This is a genomic window from Mesorhizobium sp. WSM1497, from assembly GCF_001672455.2.
Taxonomy (GTDB): Bacteria; Pseudomonadota; Alphaproteobacteria; order Rhizobiales; family Rhizobiaceae; genus Mesorhizobium; species Mesorhizobium ciceri.
In genome coordinates, this window is sequence record NZ_CP021071.1 from 437,028 (window position 1) to 455,970 (window position 18,943).

Genomic DNA, 18,943 nt, shown 5'->3' on the forward strand with positions numbered 1-18,943 from the left:
CGTGGTTTCATCCTTGGCAGCTACTTTGAATGCGTTCCGGAATTCTGAGGTTGGCATTTCGTCGGCGAGTGCAGCGATGCAAACGCGCATCGCGTAATCCACCTGTTTTGGAATGCGGGACAACGAAAAGATCCGACAGGAATGCCAACCCCCTACTCCACGATCTTCCAGTATGAGTCCTTGCGGATCACCTTTCCGTCACGAAATGTGTAGAAATCGCAACCTCGAACTTCCTTTTTGACGCCCTCGCGGGTGGTGCCGGTGAGGGTCCATTTCGACATGCCGGTGTTGGCAGCCTCGTCCGCAAAGTGCTGTCCACCGCCGTAATGCACATCGGGCAAACCCTCAAAGCGTGTCGCTAGCGCGTCTCGTACGCTGCGCTTGCCCTCGCAGCGCGTTCCCCAAGGCTCGGCCCCCCTTGGCATCTCCAGAACGCAGTCGTCGGCAAAGAACGCCATGATGCGATCCAGATCGTGCGCATTGAAGGCCACGCAAAGCTCCGTCAATGTGGCTCGAATGTCCATTCGCGAACGGCTCCTCGAATTTCGAAGTAGGTCACTGGCGGCGGATCCGGTCAAGTGTCCAGCCAGACACCCTGGCTATGACCGGGATGGAGCGCGGCTTCCGCCACTCACCCCTTTTTAGCGAACGCCCAGACCATCAGCGGGTATTCCTCGTCGTTACTGAGTATCCCGCCACAGGCCGTAGGCGCGAACAGGGCCACCGATATGGGCCCTGGCGCAGGCCTTGTTGCCCCAGCCGTGGACCTTGACGTTGGCTTCGGGGAAGCCGCCGTCCACCATCAGCTGTTTGAGGCCGGCGGGCGTCCATCTGTTGTAGTCGTGCGGTCTGGCGTGCACGCGAAACAGGAAGGGCGTTGCCACCATCGCCCAACCGCCGGGCCGGGTCATGGCGTGGATGTTCCGCACCGCCGCCTGCGGACGCTGCACGTGTTCCAGCACCTGGTCGGCGATGACGATCGAATACTGCTCATCGGTGCGGTCGTTGCAGATGTCGAAGGCGGGGAAATCGACAGAGCGGTAGTTGGAGCACATCGTACGCCAATAGCGGTTCCAGCCGGGCGAGATCTCGATGATGTCGGAGGATTTACGGTTGCTGGCTTCGAGAAAGAGGCTGAAAGCCTCGATCTGGCGGATACGCAGCCAGTTGCGGGAATCATAGCCAAGCAGCCGCTTGGCTGCCTGTTTGCCACGGCTCTTCAGGGTGCCGGCAAGGCTCTCAGTCATCACGACCTCCAGAAACCCGCCGTCCTTGCTGGTAGCACTATGTTATGGGCAAAAGATGACAACGCAGCGCCGCCGCCGGCGGCGCGATCAGAAACAATGTACCAGCAGGGCCACCGCCCCACAGTGGAGCTTCCGTTCCCATTTCCCACTCAGACAACGGATGAGCAGACTAACCCTGCTTAATAATCGCCGTTGTAGTACCTGTCGTCGCACGGCGCCGTGTAGATGCGGCCGCGGCGGTCCTGGTAGCGGCACATCTGTTCGCCGCGACGCTGCGGCGTAGTGGCCGAGCCGACGACGGCGCCGAGCAGGGCGCCGCCGGCAGCGCCGATGAGCGTGCTTTCGGTGTTGCCGCCGATGGCCTGACCGACGAGGGCGCCGCCGGCGCCGCCGATCAGAGCGCCAGTTCCGGCCCGCTGCTGGCCTTCGGTCTGCGCGCACCCTGCCAGTGCTGCGGTCATCAGCACGGCGGCTATGGCTTTGCGAAAATTCATCTGACGTCTCCCTTGAATGCCTGAAATCCCTATGGCTCGTCCCGTGCGGCCGCAATGCGGCGGAACGGGGGCACGAGCCCTCACGATAAAAGACATGGTTTCTCGGGTGTTGATTGAAGCCTGCCTGCTATTTTCCGCGCTTCTCGTTTATGGCGACAAGTCTCATTCGATACAAAGTGTCGATCAATGTGTAACGGGATTGAAGCCTCATACCGCTAGGATCGTCTGGTTCAAGCGGACGTTCAATCTGCCCTCCAGGCGCGAAATGATGGAACAGGCGCACACGGTCCGTCGACCTGCTGAGAACGCACAGCGCGTGCGCGCAGTTCAATACGTGCGAATGTCCACCGACCACCAGAGCTATTCGATCGACAATCAGAAGGATGCAATCCGTGAATTCGCGGATGCGATGAACTACGACATCGTGGCCACATACGAGGACGCCGGTCGCAACGGCTTGAACCTTGAAGGTCGCGCCGGCCTGCAAAGGCTGTTGGCGGATGTCGAAACGAAGAACGCGGATTTCGAATCGTCATCGTCAACGACGTGAGCCGCTGGGCGCGATTCCCGAACCCCGATGAGAGTGCGTCGTACGAGTATCGGTGTCGTGTTGCCGGCGTTGAATTGAATATTTTGGCGAACAGTTCGCAAACGATGGCAGCATCGGATCAGACCTGCTCAAGGCGATAAAGCGCACGAGGGCGTGCCGAGCACAGCCGGGTGTTGTCGGTCAAGGTGTTTGCCGGCCAGTGCAGGCTCGTTCGAATGGGATACCGGCAGGGAGGGTCGTCCGGCCTGGGCCTGAGGCGCCGGCTCATCGACCAGCTTGGGCGCACAAAGACCATGCTCGCTCTCAAAGAGTACAAGAGCCTCCAGACGGATCGGGTCATCCTCGTGTCTGGACCACCTGATGAAATTGCGACGGTGCGCTGGATCTACCATGAATACGTGAAGGCTGGTCGGACCGAGCTTCAGATTGCGCGGTCGTTGAATGCCAAGGGAGTGGTCACCGGTCTCAACCGACCTTAGAATTTCCGCTGCCCAAATTGTAGGCGCTGCCGCGATCAGCCTAGCCGTTCATCGGGTGCAAGGCGGGACAGTAGGCCGCGAATAGAGAAACGCAGGCCATCCGACGCGAAAACGAGATCTGGACCCTCTCCAAATAGGCTGGTCAATGCGGCGCGCATATAGCGTGTTCCATACCCTACTCGCGAGGGTTGAACTACCGACGGTCCTCCTGATTCGATCCATCTCAGCGTCAGCACTGGTTCCGAACTCGCCGTTATATTCCATTCCAATCGTATCCTGCCTTCGGGGCGGGACAAGCCGCCATATTTAATGGCGTTTGTTGCTAGTTCATGAAGCGAGAGGGCGAGAGTTGTACCGGCCTCGCGCGAAAGCAGCACCTCGGGTCCGTCGATCGTGATGGCAGTTTGTTCCTTCGAAAGGTATGGCGCGAGGACCGATTTTGCGACATCCGTTAAGGCCACGGTCTCGCCACCGGCAGCAAAAACTGCAGAATGAACATCCGACAAGGCTCTCAATCGCCCTTTGAAGTCTTCTGCAAGTCCTTCTGCCGAGATCGCGCCGCGCCTGGTCATATCGAAGATGGATATGACGGTCGCCAGGATGTTTTTCACTCGATGATTTAGCTCAAGGCGGAGTTCCGTCTCCCGCTCAAGATAGTCACGCACGTCGCGCTGGCGAATTCTGGTGAGGAGTGCCGACTGGATTCCGCTTATCAGTTCGAGCGCAGCCACTGGACGCTGATAGTATATCTGGCGCGAACGTGGCCAGGCAGCACTCAGCGCCGCTTGGATGCGTGACTGCTGTGCCCCACGGTCCAACAAAACAACGATTGGAATTTCCGACCAATTGGGCTGAGCCTGAAGGAAACCTTCAACTGTTGCGATCGCCTGAGGATTCAAGGCTTCGTGGGTGACAACCAGCACTCCAGGAGACAGTGCAAGCAATCCCTCTAAGTCCTCGGGGCTCGCCGCTCGAGCCCGTAAACCACGTTCCTGCAGCAGGGAGGCGGTGTAACCAGCATCCTTGCGGTAAGGCGCCAAAATGAGCACCCAATCCAGTGTTCCCAGCCCGTTTCGCTCGACGTCGCTCACGTCTCGGGCAGAGGATTGTAGGAAACGACGGAAACGCCGGAACTCGCGATGAAAAGTTCCCGGACATCGAGATCGTGGGGACCGTGGCGTTTCTTGACAACCGTGATATTGCGCCTAAGGCGGCCTTCATGCTCGGACATGCGCAGCAGAAGCACGGTGTCGCCGAGAAAACTGACGTCCACGTCGATCCCAACATTCTGCCCGAGCAAACCATGCTGGGCGACAATGAGCATGGTTAGCACGTCAGCGCGAGCGAGATGTTTCAGGAGAGACTGGATGTCCAGCACCGCCTTTTCCCGGTGGGGAAGAGAATTCAGATAGCCGGTGAAGCTGTCAATCACGACTACCCGGGTATTGTTGCGACTGACGACTTGCTGCACAATCTGGCCGAACTCTCCGGGCGAGATTTCGTTCGGACTAAAATCGTAGATGACGAGTTGGCCGTCCTTGTAGAACTGCCGAAGATCCATCCCAAGGCCTTCGGACCGGCGAAAGAAAGTCTCCAGCCGCTCCTCAAACAGGAACAGGGCCACGCTCTCGCTCCGTTGAAGCGCGGCAGTGGCGTAAAGCGACGACATCGTCGACTTGCCTGTCCCCGACTGACCAATCACGAGCGTTATGGTTCCCGATTCCTGGCCGCCGCCGAACATCTCGTCGAGAGCGGCTACCCCTGATTTGATCAGTTGCGGCTTGGTCACTTCGGCAGGCGACCCGGGCACAATCCTCGGAAACACCACAACGCCTTCACCCTCGCGAATGGCCATATCGTGATAACCGTCTGCAAACGGCACGCCGCGCATTTTGCTGACTTCAACACGCCGGCGCACGCCGCCGTAATCCTCGAGAGATTTATCAAGCCGGATCACGCCGTGGGCAATGCCCTCGATTTCCTCGCCATTGTGATCGCCTCCGCTGGTCTGGGTGTCGAGCAACACCGCCACAATGCCCCGCTTGGCCAGGAAGGCCTTGAAACCAATCAGCTCGCGCCGGAACCTCGGTGTGTCGCCGGTAATCAGCCGGATCTCGAGCAGCGAGTCATAAACAAGCCTGTGTGGCTTGTGTTCTTCAATCGCGCGTTCAATCGCCTTGCGCGTCTCATCCAATCGAAGGTCCGCAGTCTGGAAAATCGTCTGATCGGCCGCTCCGCTCAAGGTCTCCGAAGCGGACAATTCCTCAACGCGGATGCCATCAAGCGTCCAGCCGTGTGAGGACGCAATCGCTTGCAGTTCGGCGGCGGTTTGCGAAAGGCTGACATAGATGCAGCGTTCACCGGCTGCCACACCAGCGCGCAGGAATTGCAACGCCGCGGTCGTCTTGCCTGCGCCTGGATCGCCTTGCACGATGTAGAAATTTGAAGCGGGCAATCCACCGCGAAGAATTTCGTCCAAGCCGGCAATGCCGGAACTTACAACGGGCTGCTTCTTTCGCTCGGTCATTCCGCCATCGTCTCCAAACAGGAATCGCAAGCCGCCAGTATCACAGGTTCGAAGTAGAACTGGGTGGAGCGATCGGCGGCCCGGCCCGGTATCTGAAATTCCAATTTCTGTAACGGCCGCGCCCCCGTCAGGCAAGTAGCTCGTTGCAGGCCACGGCAGTCACGGCATGTGCCACAGCGCGCACGCCTTCCCATCGTCTGTGGAACCATCCAAGACGCCAGCAGTTTCACAGAGTTAACAAATGAACGGATGGGGTATGATTCAAGGGACCGTCGATAAAGCCGATGAGGATCGCTACCGCGTTCTCGTCGAAGCCGTTACTGATTATGCGATCTATATGTTGGACCGTTCGGGAACCGTGACGAGTTGGAACGCGGGGGCCGAGCGGTTCAAAGGCTATTCCGCGAGCGAGATCATCGGTCAGCATTTCTCGTGCTTCTACACGGAGGAGGATCGCGAAGCTGGTCTTCCATCGCGGACTCTGGAGACAGCAGCCCGCGATGGCAAATTTGAGACCGAGGGCTGGAGGGTTCGTCGCGACGGGACTCCTTTCTGGGCTCACGTTGTGGTTGATCCTATACTCGATCCAAGCGGCAGACTAACCGGCTTCGCCAAAGTCACCCGTGATCTTACCGAGCGCAAGAAAGCGGAGGAGGAAATCCGGAAAAATCAGGAGCAGTTCCAGCGTCTGGTTCAGGGCGTGACGGACTACGCGATCTACATGCTTGATCCTGAAGGCGTAATCACGAGCTGGAACTCGGGTGCAGAACGCATCAAAGGTTACTCGGCCGACGAAATAATCGGCAAGCACTTTTCGCAATTCTACACGCCCGAGGACCGTGAGCGGGGCAGTCCGCAAAGTGCCCTGGAGATCGCCGCCCGTGAAGGGCGAGTTGAGCGCGAAGGCTGGCGTATACGCAAAGACGGAACTACGTTCTGGTCCCACGTGGTCATCGACGCCATTCGGCACGAGGATGGCGAACTCCTGGGGTTCGCGAAGATCACACGCGACATTACGGAGCGGAAGAAGGCGCAGGAGTCCTTGGATCAGGCCCGTGAGGCCCTTTTCCATTCACAAAAAATGGATGCGGTCGGCAAGCTAACGGGCGGCGTCGCCCACGATTTCAACAATTTGCTGATGGCGATTCTGGGAAGTCTTGAGCTGCTCCGCAAACGGCTTCCCGACGATCCACAATTGCTGCGTCTTCTCGACAACGCGGTGCTCGGCGCGCGACGGGGAGCGTCCTTGACGCAGCGCATGCTGGCCTTTGCCCGGCGGCAGCAACTCGATCCAAAGCCTGTCGATCTAATTGGCCTAATCCAGGGAATGAGAGAATTGCTGGAACGATCGCTGGGCTCAAGGGCGATCATAGAGACGAAATTTCCGCTCTCGCTTGATCGTGTGATGGTTGATGAAAGTCAAATCGAACTCGCATTGCTCAATCTGTGCGTCAATGCCAGGGACGCGATGCCTGATGGTGGGACGATCGTCATCTCCACTCGGATGGAACAGGTCGGCGAAAGCAAACAGGCTGGCTTGGCCCCGGGGCATTATGTCTGCCTCTCGGTAGCAGACGCTGGCGAAGGAATGGACGAAGAAACACTAGCTCGGGCGACAGAACCGTTCTTCACCACAAAAGGCGTAGGCAAAGGCACGGGTCTCGGTCTGTCTATGGTCCATGGGATGACAGAACAAATGGGCGGGCGCCTGGTGCTCAAGAGCTCCAGGGGAACCGGAACGACGGCGGAACTGTGGCTGCCGGTGGCCACCGCGAGCTCGGAAGTCGCGCGCGGGCCGGATGTTCTTGCCGAGGAAGCCATTGAGACGGCGTCGCTGCGGATTCTGGCAGTGGATGACGATGCGCTGGTCCTTTTGAATACCGCGGCAATGCTCGAGGATCTCGGCCATACTGTCGCGGAGGCGCATTCTGCGGCGGCAGCCCTCAGGTTGCTGGAGGAGCAGCCGTTCGACCTCGTCATAACGGATCATGCTATGCCGAAGATGACGGGCCTGCAGCTATCGAATACGATCAAAGTCCAGTGGCCGAACGTACCCGTCATTATAGCAACGGGCTACGCCGAACTCCCGGGGACTCGCGACATCAAAATTCTCAGCAAGCCGTTTACTGAAGAAGAATTGGCGAACGCAATAGCAGCCGCTAATGTCGCGTAGGGTCGCCTTAGACACCACCCCCTTTGAGTTCCTTGATGCGTCAAGCTGGGATAAGATCCTCCAATTTTTCTCTGAGAGTACTTGCGAAGCGGCAACCTGCTCGGCGGTCAGAAGGGTCTATGGAAAGTGTACGTTCAAGCAGCCGATTCGTGCGAGAGGACGACTTCGTTCTTCGAAAGATCGCTTTGGTCGCCTGCCCTACCAGCCTATGCCGCACTTTAGCTCCCGGATCTAACTGTTTGCAAGGCTTGGGAACCCGCGAGGCGTTGTTCTCGCAGTCGCGCAGTCAAGCAGGAGTGCGGACAGGCCTACCCAGCAGCGAAACAGAAAAGCGCCGGCGCTGGGTCTTCACCGGGGCTAAGGGCATGTACGAGCTACCCTGCATGTCCGAGTTTCAGCCTGCGCTAATATTGTAAATGAATGACTGTGCGCACCGACTTCTCCGGGTCGTTGCGTTTGGCGTCACTGTGGTTCCCGAAGGGCCGATATACTCCACCAGCGCGAGGCATGACCGCTCAGATTCTGTTGGTCGGCGCCAACGTTCGCGCACCTCTGCGCCGGCCGCCACGGCACTTTGAGGTGAAGTGCCGCTCACGGAGCTAAAACCCAGCAATTGGCCGACAATCGCCGAATAGCCGATTGGTTGAAAACGTACAGCGAATCCGTTGGGGTTATGCTGGACAACAGGGTAAACAATTCCTTTCGCTGGAAGGGAGGCCGCGATGGTTCGAACGCATTTAGAAGTTGCACAAGGCGTAATCGCAACCGGCTATCTTGTTCGGCATAATTCCATGATCGGAACTGCCAAGTTTCGCCAAGACGTGGATCGTTCAAGGCGCGCAATCGAGACATCGCGCGAACTGCTCAAACGCCTTCGCCAACGTCACCACGATGACATGGCGCGAGGGTGGGAAGATCCGGGCGTGGCAAGCGTCGCCGTCTCCGCCTTTGACGCCGACATTCTCCGATCGGCATTCCGAGAGTTGGTCAGGCAAACGGGTGTGCCTGAGTATCAATGGCGTGATCTGGCCACGAGCCTGGTACATGAATTCACCGGGTGCGAGCAGATGGAAACCGGCCTGGTGGATTGGATCACCAGCAAGTAGCGCTACAAGGAAACCTTTTTGGGGGCTCGGAATTAGGGTCGCATGGCCCGCTTCTTCTTTGATTTAACCGACGATGGCGAAGTCTTTCCCGATCCTGAAGGAACCGAAATTGCGAGCCGGGAAGCCGCTGAAGATGAGGCAGCAAGAGCGTTGCTTGAAATAGCCAAAGACCGGATGCCGGACGGCACTTTCAGAGAGGTTGCCATCGATGTCCGCGATCACACCAGCAAGCTCCTATTCTCCGTGAAGGTCACGTTCGAGTTGGTGCGTGAGCCGCCCGACGGATGAGGACGCGGCCCTAGCTATTCATTATGGCTGCGCACCAACGCCAGCGGCATGCGGTCGCTGAGGCTGCCATCATTGCTTTCGAACTGCAAGACGCCTGAAAATGCGATTGGCGCCTTCTGCCGTCGAGGTAGAAATGACGTCGTCCGCCTGACGCTAATGTGACCTAATATCGTTGTTTGCCGCCGGCATTGAAGGATGTTTGAAGAATGACTCGTGTTGACCACCCTCGCTGTCTCTGTGGGGGATCATGGTTTCCGGCAAGTCGCCAACGCCGTACTGTGAGCCCCGGACCGAAATAAGGTCATGGTTGTCGGGGCGTGTGTTTGTCACGGCCTTCGACGATGGATAATTTCTTCAATAAGTTTCGCGTCGGCTTCGTGTTCCGCGGCCCGCGTAGCCATTTGGCTGGCCAAGCTATGTCTTTCCCGAGCGGCTTCTCGTTGCGCCGTCCGTTTCGCCAACTCGGCCCGCTGCTGGTGCGCTCTTAGAAGGCTCCAAAGGGCCTGTTCCGCATCGTCCGCCTGGGCCTGCATCAAAACGTCCGCTCCGAATGCATGTCCAGTGTGACAACGGTAACGGGTAATCGGCCCGTCTTCGATCTCCCAAAGCGGTCCGTGACATTCGGGGCAGACAAATGTCGAGGGGATGCCAAGCTGGCGTTCTGTCTGTTCCATTGTGCTGTGCTCCTGAGCAGCAATCGCAGCCTCAAGGCGGATGACAGGCGGGATTTCTGGTGTCGGCCCTGCGAGTTCGGACGCAAGCCTGCGCAACAGGCCAGCCATTTCGGACAGGGCGACGCAATGGTCGACTTCCACATTCTGCAAGGCGCTCAGCGGCATATCGGGTACTGCAGCGTCGTCGGGATCTTGAACCACGCTGACCCCTCCGCAAATCTTGATAGCGCGCAAGCCGGCGGTCCCGTCGGAGAGGCTGCCCGTGAGCACGACACCAATCACGCTGCCGCCAAAGCTGCAGGCCGCTGATCGAAAAAGGGGATCGATGGCAGGGCGCGCCAAATTCTCCCGCGGCCCGCGCCGTAGCAGCATGTGATCATCATGTAAAAGCAGGTGAGCTCCGGGCGGTGCAACGAAGATGTGCCCGTTTTTAACCTTCGTGCCGCTGGCGGCATTCGCTACGGGCATGTTGGCAGCGCGACCGAGAATGTCGCCGAGGTAACTCGTGAGACCGACGTGCTGTACGATGAGGAGGGCCGCCGGAATGTCCGGCGAAATATCCCGGACAAGTCTCTTCAGCGCGTCGAGGCCCCCCGCCGAGGCTCCGATTGCGACAATGCACCGGTTCTCGCAACCGTAGGCACGGACCTTCTCCGACTGCCCCGCATGTTCCGACTCTGATCGTGGTGCGGCGGTGGCCATATGTGCTTCACCCACTCAGCAAATAGCGAGCACTCCGGCCAGTCCGCTGCTGCCAGTCGGATACCCTGCTTTCGTCGTTAGCTTCCTGACCCCGAACATAGTTGCCCGCAATGACGTCAGTCCAAACTAACGCTTACGTGCGCGTTTGACAGCAGCCTCGGCCACGGCCGGGGCCTCCTGAATGCTTGCCGCGCCGCCAAAATCCGCGTTCTTGGTTCGGCCAGCTCCAGGACCGGCACCTAGATCAGCGCCCGTGATCGGATCGGACGCCGGATCAGAAAGAGTACGGTCGGCCATCTTGGCCACCACCTTCATGTCTCTGGCGCCCATTTTGACGGTTGCCAAGCCGTCTCCGCCGTCGACGGGCATCACCTGTTCAAGGTCATCGATCCGATCCCACTCTTCGCCGGAATTCCATGGACCATTGGTATCGCCGTCACCTTGAGAGGTGTTGACGTACATGCTGGCGTACCTCTCGATGCCCGGGAGCTTGCCTGACGGGAAATTGTTTTCGATGGCGTAGAGTGCTTTCTCAAACGACTTTTGATGAGCGATCTCGCGTGTCATCAGGAAGCCGAGCGCGTCCTTGATGCCCGGATCATCGGTGATGTTGATGAGGCGTTCGTAAACGATCTTGGCGCGCGCTTCAGCGGCGATGTTCGACCGCAAATCCACGGTAGGTTCACCGCGTGAGTCGACATAGGCCGCGGTCCAGGGAACGCCGGCTGAGTCGCACAGCGCGGGAGCACCGCCAAACAGGATGGATTCCTTGGCTGTCGTACCGCTGGCGCCGACCATCATATAAAGGTCCGCTTCTTTCATCTGGCCTTCGGCAAGTTGTGCCTTGAGCCCCTTGTTCAGCATGGTGACGATCGATCCCACCACCTCAAGGTGGCTGAGTTCTTCAGTGGCTATGTCGAGCAACATGTCGCGACGGCCAAGATCATCCTCGCCGAGGCCTTGCGTGAAATAGCGCATCGCCGCGGCAAGCTCACCATCGGCGCCACCGAATTGTTCCATGATCATGCAGGCCAGGCGGGGATTAGGCTCCGAAACGCGGACGGTGTATTGCAGGCGCTTGTTGTGCATGAACATTGGCAATCCTCCAGGGGGTTGGGTTGCCCAACATCCGCCTGCGAGGATTGTTCCATATTGCATCGAGTGACGCAGTGGCCGATCCGCGAGGCCATGGCGCGCTAGGGGTGAAATTCGTGTCGGGACGCACATCAATGAGCGCCTCCAGATGGGAAAAAGACTGGTCGCGCACGTTTTTTCCTCCGGGTACTGGAACGAACATGTTGTCGGGACTAACCCACGATGAAAGCGGCGAAAAAACTGCTGAGGCTCTGCATTCGTCTGCAGGTCACAGCGATGGGATGACAGATCCCGAATGGCCACAGCAAAGTCCGGCGCCAGGCATCTCTTGCGAAGTTCTGCGATCTCGGAACAATCGCGCCAAACCACAGTTCGAGCCAGGCAGCGGAGCTGCAAGATTGGTGACCCGATCCCCGCGTGAGCCCTCCCACGGCGTAGGCGCTTGATCACCAGCAGGCGATATAATCGCGGCGATAGCATCGATGGGCAAGAAGGCCAAGCAGAACACCGCGTCTCGGACGGATCGCGAAAGGGCCATCGAAGCGACTACTTTGCCCGAAAGTGCGGCCTCACCAAGGACGAGGCACTCAAGATTCTCAGGTCGCAGGATCGATGAAGAAGCGAAACGGCGGTCGGGCGGCCGGTAGGAGCAATCGTCGCTCGATCGTCGCAACCGATGGCGGCGGATGATCTAGTTCACCCCGACACACCTTTTCAACAATCCGCTTCAACCATCCGGGCATGCCGCGGGCCGGGTCCCGTTTAGACCGGCAGAGGCAGCCGAGCGACCATTGTGGCTTGCAATATGTGCCGAAAAGCGCGCGATCTGGTCTCACAGCAGCTTGCCCACAAAACGCTGAAGAGGTCGTTCCGGCGCCGCGGCCCCCGACCGCCGTCTTATCAACATTGATCGGCGAAAGAGTGACCAGCAATCGACTTCGATAGGCGAGAACGCCGGTTAAGGCGCGGCAGGCGGCTTGACAAGCGGCCGCGAGGCTAGCCAGGCGCAGAGGCGACATGGCGCCGGTTGTGCCGACCAGAACGGAGCGAGATCACGGTCCTTGCTCGTGTTCCCACCATGTCTTTGAGGGCGAGGAACAACCGATGGCCTTGGTTGTTAGAGCTGCATATGCCGCGAAGCATTGAACTCGAAGTGGGACATGGAGATGGCGACGAAGAAAAGCGCCCAGAGCAGCACAAAGGGCCTGGGAAGATCTATTTTACGAAGCCTTGAAGGACATATACTACGCGGAGCGTAAGATCTTAAGTGCCCTCAAGAAAATGGCCAGGGGTGCCGAATCGCAAGAGTTGACCGCCGCGTTCGAGAAGCACCGCGACGAGACTGAGGGTCAGGTTGAGCGGCTGCAGCAGGTGTTCGAGATTTTCGGCAAGCGCGCGCAGGGCAAGACCTGTCCCGCGATCGACGGCATCATTGAGGAGGGCGGGGAGATACTGGAGGAGTTCCAGGCGGCGCCGGCCCTCGACGCCGGGCTTGTTGCCGCTGCCCAGGCCGTCGAGCATTATGAGATCGCCCGTTATGGGACATTGGTAACCTGGGCAAGGCTGCTCGGCTTGAATGACGCGGTTCCGCTGCTGCAGCAGACGCTCGACGAAGAGAAGGCAACGGACGAGGCGTTGACGCAGCTTGGAGGCACCAGCGTAAATGAAAGGGCGCTGCAAGATGCCGCCTAGATCTAGCTGAACGCGTTGGGCGGGAGGGAGATCGAGTCCATCGACACCGTCGATCAGGTTGGCTGGCGCTGCGTGCATGAGCAAATAGTGGATACGGTTGTTGCATTGAACCGTCCGAGGCGGTCATTCCTGCGCGAACAACTCGCCTTGCCCATGAATGGTGGCAGGAACATCCGTGGCAGCTTGGGATCAGCGCCCATGGTAGAAACCAAAGGAACAATCAACCCGAGCTTCCGCTCGATATCGTTGCTCGAAACTGTCGGAGCTCTGGCCGGACGCGCCAGCAGCGCCGCGACGCTCGCTTCCATCTGCCCTCGGCGAGGCGCGCGGAATCGCTCGATCGTGCGGCCCGATCGCAGCGACACCGCTGTTTCGTCCGGCTCCGCGTGCAGACAGGATGAGGCGCGACTGTCACTGCAGTTTTCAGGTGCCAAGTGAGGGTCCTCGTCACCGGCGCGTCGGGTCTGATCGGAGCTTCTCTTTGTGCGCGCCTGGCCGCCGATGGATATGAAATCGTTCGCGTACTGCATCGTGCCGGCGCCGCGCCCTTCAGAGGCTTGCCGCCTGTCTTGCTCGACATGGCAAAGGCGCTGCAGACGCAGGACTGGAGCCCGCATCTGATAGGCATCGACGCGGTCGTCAACTGCGCCGGTGTGCTGCAGGACAGCGCGCAAGAAAGCACTGGCGGTGTGCATGCGGGTGGCGCATCGGCACTCTTTGCCGCCTGTGAGCAGGCGGGCGTGAGAAAAGTCATTCACTTCTCGGCAATCGGGGTCGATCGGCTGCAGCCGTCCGCCTTCTCGGCCACCAAGCTGGCTGGCGACCAGGCGTTGATGGCGCGCGATTTGGACTGGGTCATCCTGCGCCCGTCGGTCGTGCTGGGCCGGCCGGCGTTCGGCGCCAGTGCGCTGTTTCGCGGACTGGCCGCATTGCCACTGTTGCCGGTGATGCCCAGCACGGGTCGGCTTCAGGTCGTACAGTTGGATGACGTGATCGCCACTGTCCTGCATTTTCTCCGGCCCGATAGCGCATCGCACCTTGCGCTTGACCTTGCCGGACCTGAAGCGCTGCCGATTAGCAAGGTGGTCGGCCTCTACCGCCGCTGGCTTGGGTCGAGACCGGCTGGAGAGTTCACTCTGCCCGGTAGCGTCGCGGCCGGCCTGTACCGGGTCGGCGATGCGGCGGCTCTGCTCGGCTGGCGCCCGCCGATGCGCAGCAATGCGGCCAAGGAAATCGTGCGGGGCGCTGTCGGCGACCCGCAGGCGTGGATCACTGCGACAGGGATCCAACCATCCAGCCTCGAAGCGGCGCTAAAGCTCAATCCCGCGACGGTGCAGGAGCGATGGTTCGCCCGTCTCTATTTCGTCAAGCCGGCGATCTTTACTGTCCTGCCCTTCTTCTGGATCATGACCGGCATCATTTCCCTGACCACCGGCTGGCGCCGCGGGGTCGACTTGCTGGTCGGCACGGCCATCGGTCCGCTGGCGGAACCGGCGGTCATCGCCGGAGCGCTGGCCGACATGGCGGTCGGCGCGTTGATCGCCTGGCGACCGACCAGTCGGCTGGGGCTGTTCGGGGCGATCGCGGTGGCTCTTTTCTATGCGATCGCGGGGACCATGCTGCGACCAGAACTGTGGAACGAGCCGCTCGGCCCATTCCTGAAGATCCTGCCGATCCTGGTTCTGCATGTTGTCGCGCTGGCGGTCCTGGAGGAACGCTGATGACCTACTTCATGCTCAAGTTCCTGCATGTCGTCGGCGCGGCCGTGCTGCTGGGCACCGGCGCCGGCATCGCCTTCTTCATGCTGCTCGCTCACCGGACCGGAAATTCCGCGACCATCGCGGCGGTCGCACGCATGGTCGTGATCGCCGATTTCATCTTCACTGCAACCGCCGTCGTCGCCCAACCTGTCACCGGTGCATTCCTCGCCTGGCATTCCGGCTATCCGCTGACCGAGGGGTGGATTGTGCTTTCGATCCTGCTCTACCTCATCACCGGCCTGTTCTGGCTTCCAGTCGTGTGGATGCAGATCGAGATGCGCAATCTCGCTATGCAGGCCGCGGCAGAGAAGCAACCTCCACCACAGCGCTATGACACCTTGTTTCGGCTCTGGTTCGCCTTTGGCTTTCCTGCCTTCGCGGCAGTGCTCGCCATCTTCTGGCTGATGATTTCGCGACCTTCGATCGATTGGTTCGCCTTGTAGCACCGGACTTCGTCTCCCTCGTCACGGTCTGCAACATCGTTGCGCCTAACAAATGGAAGGCGATGGGCGCCAGCCGCAGACTGCCTCGTTCCGTTACTACATACCGGGTGGCAATGGTTGCACAGGTTCCCGGCCATCGCCCGAGCACCTCTGTGGCGGGAGGCTGACGGGACTTTGATTGCCGACGACACGTCTATCCACGTCGCCCGTGCACGGCTTCGAAATGCATCAAGCAGATTGCGAGATTTCGGGCATAGCGGAAAATCTCCGGATGGTGGCGCCGCAGCCAAGCCGCGTTATCTGTTATAAGTCATCAACTGACTGAAAGCGTGGGCAGCCATGTGCAACGATTATGAGCAGCATATCGCCTGGGCCGAATATTGCAGGATGATGCAATTGCTGGCGCTCGACATTCCCACTTATCAAACCGAACTGGATCTGCCGCAGGCGGATGACATCCGCATCAGTGATCCCGCCCCGATCATGCGCGCCGCCGGCGACACGATCGAACTCACGCGCATGACCTTTGCCTTTCCGCCCTCCGGGCCCAAAGGCGGGCCGATCTTCAACTTCCGCTCGGAAGGACGGAACGTCTCCAACAGCAAGCGCTGCCTTATTCCGGCGTCGGCTTTCTTCGAATTCACGGGAAAGAAGTCTCCAAAGGCTAAGCATCGCTTCACGCTCAACGGCGCCTCGTTCATGGCGATCGCCGCCCTGTGGCGCGATGGCGAAGGCAACAAGCCCCCGACATTCGCTATGCTGACGACGGAACCCGGCCTGGACGTGGCGCCCACCCACAATCGCCAGATTGTGGTTCTGCGCCCGGATGATTGGGCGGCATGGATCCACCTCACGAAACCCGAGGTGGAGCTGTTGAAGGCCTTGCCGGCCGGTCGCTGGCGGTAGAAACCGTGCGACAAGGAAGCGACTAGCTCAGATGCCGGTGCGTTTTGCGCAAACACGAAAGATTCTTGGCGGCTTGGCTGCGGCAATTGTGGCCCCTCGAGATCGCGGCTCTCGCCAAAGCGTCTGCACCTCGTTGTCACTGATTACCGAGTGGCCCCTTCCGCCATCAGCGACGCTTGGCTCGTCGGTGCGCACGAAAGGTATCGAGCGTGAAATACGTGCCCGCCTGCCTTGGGCGGTGAGGAAGTACGTCAAAGCCGAGACTGGTCGCATGACATTGCGGATGCGCGAAGACGATGCCGAAGAGTTCGAGGCCGCCTCGAACAAGATCGCCAAGACACTGGAAACCATCGCAGTACTCCCGGTCCTGCCGCGCGAGGCCGAAGACATCCTTGCGATCTCTTCGCGTGAGCGTCACAAGTGGCTGAAAGACGGACGGCTGCAAAGCATTGGCACCCGCACCGTGAAGATGCGCGGTCGATCCAAGGCCGTCACCTTCCACGTGTTCGATCCCAGGCACATCGAGGACATCCTTGATCGTGATCTGCCAAGCCTTTGGCGTGAAGAGGACGCGCAGCAAGTTACAGAGAACAGGCGACGTGGCGCCGGCAAGGCTGCCCTGACGCGGGCGGGAAAGGGTAGCGAGAAGGTTCGCGGTGCCGGGAATAACCCCAGAGATGACGCTCCCCGGCCCAAGTTGAAGGGCTGGAACGCGTTCGACGACGAGGGCCTGCTCCGTTAAATCCGTCTAGCCATTCGCGTCCAGAATGAGCCCTGAGCGAAAGCTAACCGGGAGCCGAAACGATCTGCAGTCGCGATTGCACGTCCTGAACCAATCCATGCTCAAGGAGTTCTTCAAGCCGACAACCGCCCATTTTTGAGGATGGCAGATTCGACAACTTCGTGCTTGAAATGTTGGAAACCGAGGGCGGGCCTATAAGGCTTCGGCATGGCGGATCTGGGCCGCCTCTGCTTCTGATCCATGGCCATCCTCGCACGCATATGACTTGGGGCCAGGTCGCGGACTTGCTGTCAGCAGATTTCTCCACGACCATACCCCAATCGCTACCCGGCAGGAAAAATCATGGCTGTTTCCTATAGAAAGAATCGCTTGCCACGGTGGTGCAGGAAGTCGGCGAGGTGGATTAGGTCCTGACCGACAAATGGTGCTACATGGGCGATGAAGAATGCCCGCCCAGCGTACGTTGTCTACGCACCACCGCTGATCGGCCTTCCGTTCCTGGCTGTGATACTGGCTCTGGATGACATCGCAACGCCCTTTGACACCGCCGATGAAGCGGCCGCCCACAACAAGGTGATGGCGGTTACAGGTGCGATACGGCAAAGCGGACTTGATAATCACAAATAGGAGAACCCGTCCATGAAACTGCTACGCATCACACCGATTGTCATTCTTGCCTGTGCCTTTGCCCTTGCGGCCTGCGCCAACACCGTCCGAGGCGTCGGCCGGGACGTCAAGGCAACGGCCAACGCAGTCGACGACACGGTCAACAAACCATGATGCAGAGGACCGTCACGGTTATCGAGAAGACAACGGGCCGCGTGATCGGAGCGCTGCCGATCGATCTTGCGCAGCAGGATCACGAGGCCTCCGATGATCAGTATTTCACCAAGGCGTTCGAAGCCGCCATGGACAGTGGCCTCATTCGTGAGGCCGACAAGCATGCGGTTGAATTCCGGCTTGAATAAAGTCGACGATGCAACGGCTTTCTGTCGCGTATCCGCGCATTGTGGTTTGCATGGTTTTGCACCTCAGCCATCCAGCAGGGGTGAATCAACACACCGTCCAGTCCAACTATCCCTAGGACAGCCCGTTGCGGCTATGAATGGGAGCGGCCGGTTTTGGCCCGGAGGTGAAGCAGCAGCCGCTGCTCAAAGCCACTCAGTAGAGCAAATCGGCGTATTGGTAGGCGAACACCCTCCCGTTGCTCTCATCGGTCACCTCAAGAAAGTAGTTTCCGGATCGGTTAGCGTCACGGGCATTTTCGTTGCCTGTGCGGCGGCGCAATAGGATGTCGGGGCCCCAGCTCGGTATTCCGCTATCACCTGGCCCGCAGGATATTCTCGGATTTGATACCCCACGGTCAGCCCCAGGGTCCGAATCGTCCATTAGGGATGCCTAACATTTCCCTTTTGGCGAGGCGGGGTGTACTTTAGGTACCGCTGGGTGATCCTAGCGACCTACACTGCCCGCTGCCGAGAGGTGGCGGGCCTTTTTGTTTATGTGTGGAACGCCGAATTCCAATGGGAGTTGGAATGCTGTCACCGTCCTTCCGTGGAGGCGATGATGGCCATGGACGTACAGCCGTGGTCGGCCCGCTCTCTGCTTCCTCACTGGGCGGGCCATCTCGCGGGTCGCTCACCGGCAATGACCTGGTGCACCATGCCGTCGACCTCAATACGCAAGTTCGAATACGACCCGGAAACCAGGGTTCTCTCAGTGTGGTTTGTAGCGAGTGGCAGGCAGTACGACTTTCTGGATGTACCGCCGGAGATCGTCGCCGATTTCAAATCTGCCTTTGCCAAGGGCCGCTATTTCAATGATCGGATCCGCAACCAGTTCGCGTTCCGGACCGTGGCAAGCTCCGGTTCCAGCGGTTCATGCTGAGGCAGATTGTGCCAAGCGACCTGGCGGAAATCGCGCATGTCGAACGGCTGGCCGCAGACCGGACAGGTCATGAAATTGTCGCGCTCGTCGGCAGGCTCGCCGCCGTGCTGCGTGCCGGGAATCGGCGGTCCAAGGTCGGATAGCTTCGTCATAACCATCAAACATTCAATTCGTCTAA

The 18,943-nt window shown here is 59.4% G+C and carries 20 protein-coding genes and 3 pseudogenes; 15 read left to right on the forward strand and 8 right to left on the reverse strand.

The annotated features are described in order from the left end of the window. Positions 1-152: 152 nt before the first annotated feature. The 3 genes and pseudogenes from A9K65_RS34570 to A9K65_RS34580 all read right to left on the reverse strand — a co-directional run bounded on the left by A9K65_RS34570 (position 153) and on the right by A9K65_RS34580 (position 1,741). The gene (locus A9K65_RS34570) at positions 153-524 is read right to left on the reverse strand and encodes a nuclear transport factor 2 family protein (RefSeq protein ID WP_064993605.1); all 372 of its coding nucleotides are present in this window, start codon (positions 522-524) and stop codon (positions 153-155) included. 107 nt (positions 525-631) lie between these two features. Further along, positions 632-1,247 (reverse strand): annotated as a pseudogene (locus A9K65_RS34575) (methyltransferase domain-containing protein). Positions 1,248-1,426: 179 nt separating this feature from the next. Further along, the gene (locus tag A9K65_RS34580; RefSeq protein ID WP_064993606.1) at positions 1,427-1,741 is read right to left on the reverse strand and encodes a YMGG-like glycine zipper-containing protein; all 315 of its coding nucleotides are present in this window, start codon (positions 1,739-1,741) and stop codon (positions 1,427-1,429) included. A 31-nt stretch (positions 1,742-1,772) separates the two neighbouring features. Between A9K65_RS34580 and A9K65_RS36725 the strand changes: the two genes are divergently transcribed. Both A9K65_RS36725 and A9K65_RS36730 read left to right on the forward strand, forming a co-directional pair. Next, on the forward strand, positions 1,773-2,291 hold the full coding sequence (locus tag A9K65_RS36725; RefSeq protein ID WP_348629617.1) for a recombinase family protein: 519 nt from the start codon (positions 1,773-1,775) through the stop codon (positions 2,289-2,291). A 293-nt stretch (positions 2,292-2,584) separates the two neighbouring features. Beyond that, positions 2,585-2,770, forward strand: a complete 186-nt coding sequence (locus A9K65_RS36730) for a recombinase family protein (RefSeq protein ID WP_348629623.1) — start codon at positions 2,585-2,587, stop codon at positions 2,768-2,770. 35 nt (positions 2,771-2,805) lie between these two features. On the opposite strand, the gene A9K65_RS34590 is transcribed toward A9K65_RS36730, so the two are convergent. Together A9K65_RS34590 and A9K65_RS34595 are read right to left on the reverse strand one after the other, a co-directional pair. Next, on the reverse strand, positions 2,806-3,861 hold the full coding sequence (locus tag A9K65_RS34590) for a sensor histidine kinase (protein WP_064993609.1): 1,056 nt from the start codon (positions 3,859-3,861) through the stop codon (positions 2,806-2,808). Beyond that, a complete protein-coding gene (locus tag A9K65_RS34595) occupies positions 3,858-5,297 on the reverse strand; it encodes an ATPase domain-containing protein (protein ID WP_064993610.1) in 1,440 nt (479 codons plus the stop codon). The genes A9K65_RS34590 and A9K65_RS34595 overlap by 4 nt, the downstream gene beginning before the upstream one ends. Before the next feature lie 256 nt (positions 5,298-5,553). On the opposite strand from A9K65_RS34595, the gene A9K65_RS34600 reads away from it, so the two are divergent. From A9K65_RS34600 to A9K65_RS34610, 3 genes are all read left to right on the forward strand, one after another. Next, positions 5,554-7,470 carry a PAS domain-containing sensor histidine kinase gene (locus tag A9K65_RS34600; protein WP_245322226.1) on the forward strand — a complete coding sequence of 639 codons (1,917 nt, stop codon included), beginning with the start codon at positions 5,554-5,556 and terminating at the stop codon, positions 7,468-7,470. A 722-nt stretch (positions 7,471-8,192) separates the two neighbouring features. Next, positions 8,193-8,576, forward strand: a complete 384-nt coding sequence (locus A9K65_RS34605; protein ID WP_063170813.1) for a hypothetical protein — start codon at positions 8,193-8,195, stop codon at positions 8,574-8,576. A 42-nt stretch (positions 8,577-8,618) separates the two neighbouring features. Further along, positions 8,619-8,864: a hypothetical protein gene (locus A9K65_RS34610; RefSeq protein WP_063170814.1), complete on the forward strand. Its 246-nt coding sequence runs from the start codon at positions 8,619-8,621 to the stop codon at positions 8,862-8,864. Between the two features lie 326 nt (positions 8,865-9,190). Here the strand turns inward: A9K65_RS34610 and A9K65_RS34615 are convergent, their stop codons facing one another. Both A9K65_RS34615 and A9K65_RS34620 read right to left on the reverse strand, forming a co-directional pair. Continuing rightward, the gene (locus A9K65_RS34615; RefSeq protein ID WP_063170815.1) at positions 9,191-10,240 is read right to left on the reverse strand and encodes a chemotaxis protein CheB; all 1,050 of its coding nucleotides are present in this window, start codon (positions 10,238-10,240) and stop codon (positions 9,191-9,193) included. 126 nt (positions 10,241-10,366) lie between these two features. Continuing rightward, positions 10,367-11,335 carry a manganese catalase family protein gene (locus A9K65_RS34620; protein ID WP_063170816.1) on the reverse strand — a complete coding sequence of 323 codons (969 nt, stop codon included), beginning with the start codon at positions 11,333-11,335 and terminating at the stop codon, positions 10,367-10,369. Positions 11,336-12,565: 1,230 nt separating this feature from the next. Here A9K65_RS34620 and A9K65_RS34630 point away from each other — a divergent pair. Continuing rightward, positions 12,566-13,027: a DUF892 family protein gene (locus tag A9K65_RS34630; RefSeq protein WP_063170817.1), complete on the forward strand. Its 462-nt coding sequence runs from the start codon at positions 12,566-12,568 to the stop codon at positions 13,025-13,027. A gap of 53 nt (positions 13,028-13,080) precedes the next feature. On the opposite strand, the gene A9K65_RS35555 is transcribed toward A9K65_RS34630, so the two are convergent. After that, the gene (locus A9K65_RS35555) at positions 13,081-13,557 is read right to left on the reverse strand and encodes a hypothetical protein (protein WP_164752013.1); all 477 of its coding nucleotides are present in this window, start codon (positions 13,555-13,557) and stop codon (positions 13,081-13,083) included. Between A9K65_RS35555 and A9K65_RS34635 the strand changes: the two genes are divergently transcribed. The 9 genes and pseudogenes from A9K65_RS34635 (at position 13,462) to A9K65_RS34675 (ending at position 18,765) form a co-directional block, all read left to right on the forward strand. Continuing rightward, on the forward strand, positions 13,462-14,748 hold the full coding sequence (locus tag A9K65_RS34635) for an SDR family oxidoreductase (RefSeq protein WP_064995240.1): 1,287 nt from the start codon (positions 13,462-13,464) through the stop codon (positions 14,746-14,748). The two genes, A9K65_RS35555 and A9K65_RS34635, sit on opposite strands and share 96 nt — an antisense overlap. Further along, positions 14,748-15,230, forward strand: a complete 483-nt coding sequence (locus A9K65_RS34640) for a DUF2269 domain-containing protein (protein WP_063170818.1) — start codon at positions 14,748-14,750, stop codon at positions 15,228-15,230. The genes A9K65_RS34635 and A9K65_RS34640 overlap by 1 nt, the downstream gene beginning before the upstream one ends. A 339-nt stretch (positions 15,231-15,569) precedes the next feature. Next, positions 15,570-16,162, forward strand: a pseudogene (locus A9K65_RS34645) (SOS response-associated peptidase family protein). A gap of 5 nt (positions 16,163-16,167) precedes the next feature. Beyond that, on the forward strand, positions 16,168-16,878 hold the full coding sequence (locus tag A9K65_RS34650) for a hypothetical protein (RefSeq protein WP_245322227.1): 711 nt from the start codon (positions 16,168-16,170) through the stop codon (positions 16,876-16,878). Between the two features lie 170 nt (positions 16,879-17,048). Beyond that, positions 17,049-17,183: pseudogene (locus tag A9K65_RS36425) on the forward strand (alpha/beta hydrolase); the annotation flags it as partial. Positions 17,184-17,316: 133 nt separating this feature from the next. Beyond that, positions 17,317-17,505, forward strand: coding sequence for a hypothetical protein (locus A9K65_RS34660; protein ID WP_063170820.1), 189 nt, complete (start codon positions 17,317-17,319; stop codon positions 17,503-17,505). Between the two features lie 12 nt (positions 17,506-17,517). After that, a complete protein-coding gene (locus tag A9K65_RS34665; RefSeq protein ID WP_032809501.1) occupies positions 17,518-17,658 on the forward strand; it encodes an entericidin A/B family lipoprotein in 141 nt (46 codons plus the stop codon). Continuing rightward, positions 17,655-17,846: a hypothetical protein gene (locus A9K65_RS34670; RefSeq protein ID WP_063170821.1), complete on the forward strand. Its 192-nt coding sequence runs from the start codon at positions 17,655-17,657 to the stop codon at positions 17,844-17,846. Before A9K65_RS34665 ends, A9K65_RS34670 begins: the two co-directional genes overlap by 4 nt. Positions 17,847-18,444: 598 nt before the next feature. After that, entirely contained in the window at positions 18,445-18,765 is a 321-nt protein-coding gene (locus A9K65_RS34675; protein ID WP_082826812.1) for a KTSC domain-containing protein, read from the forward strand. Positions 18,766-18,943 lie beyond the last annotated feature (178 nt).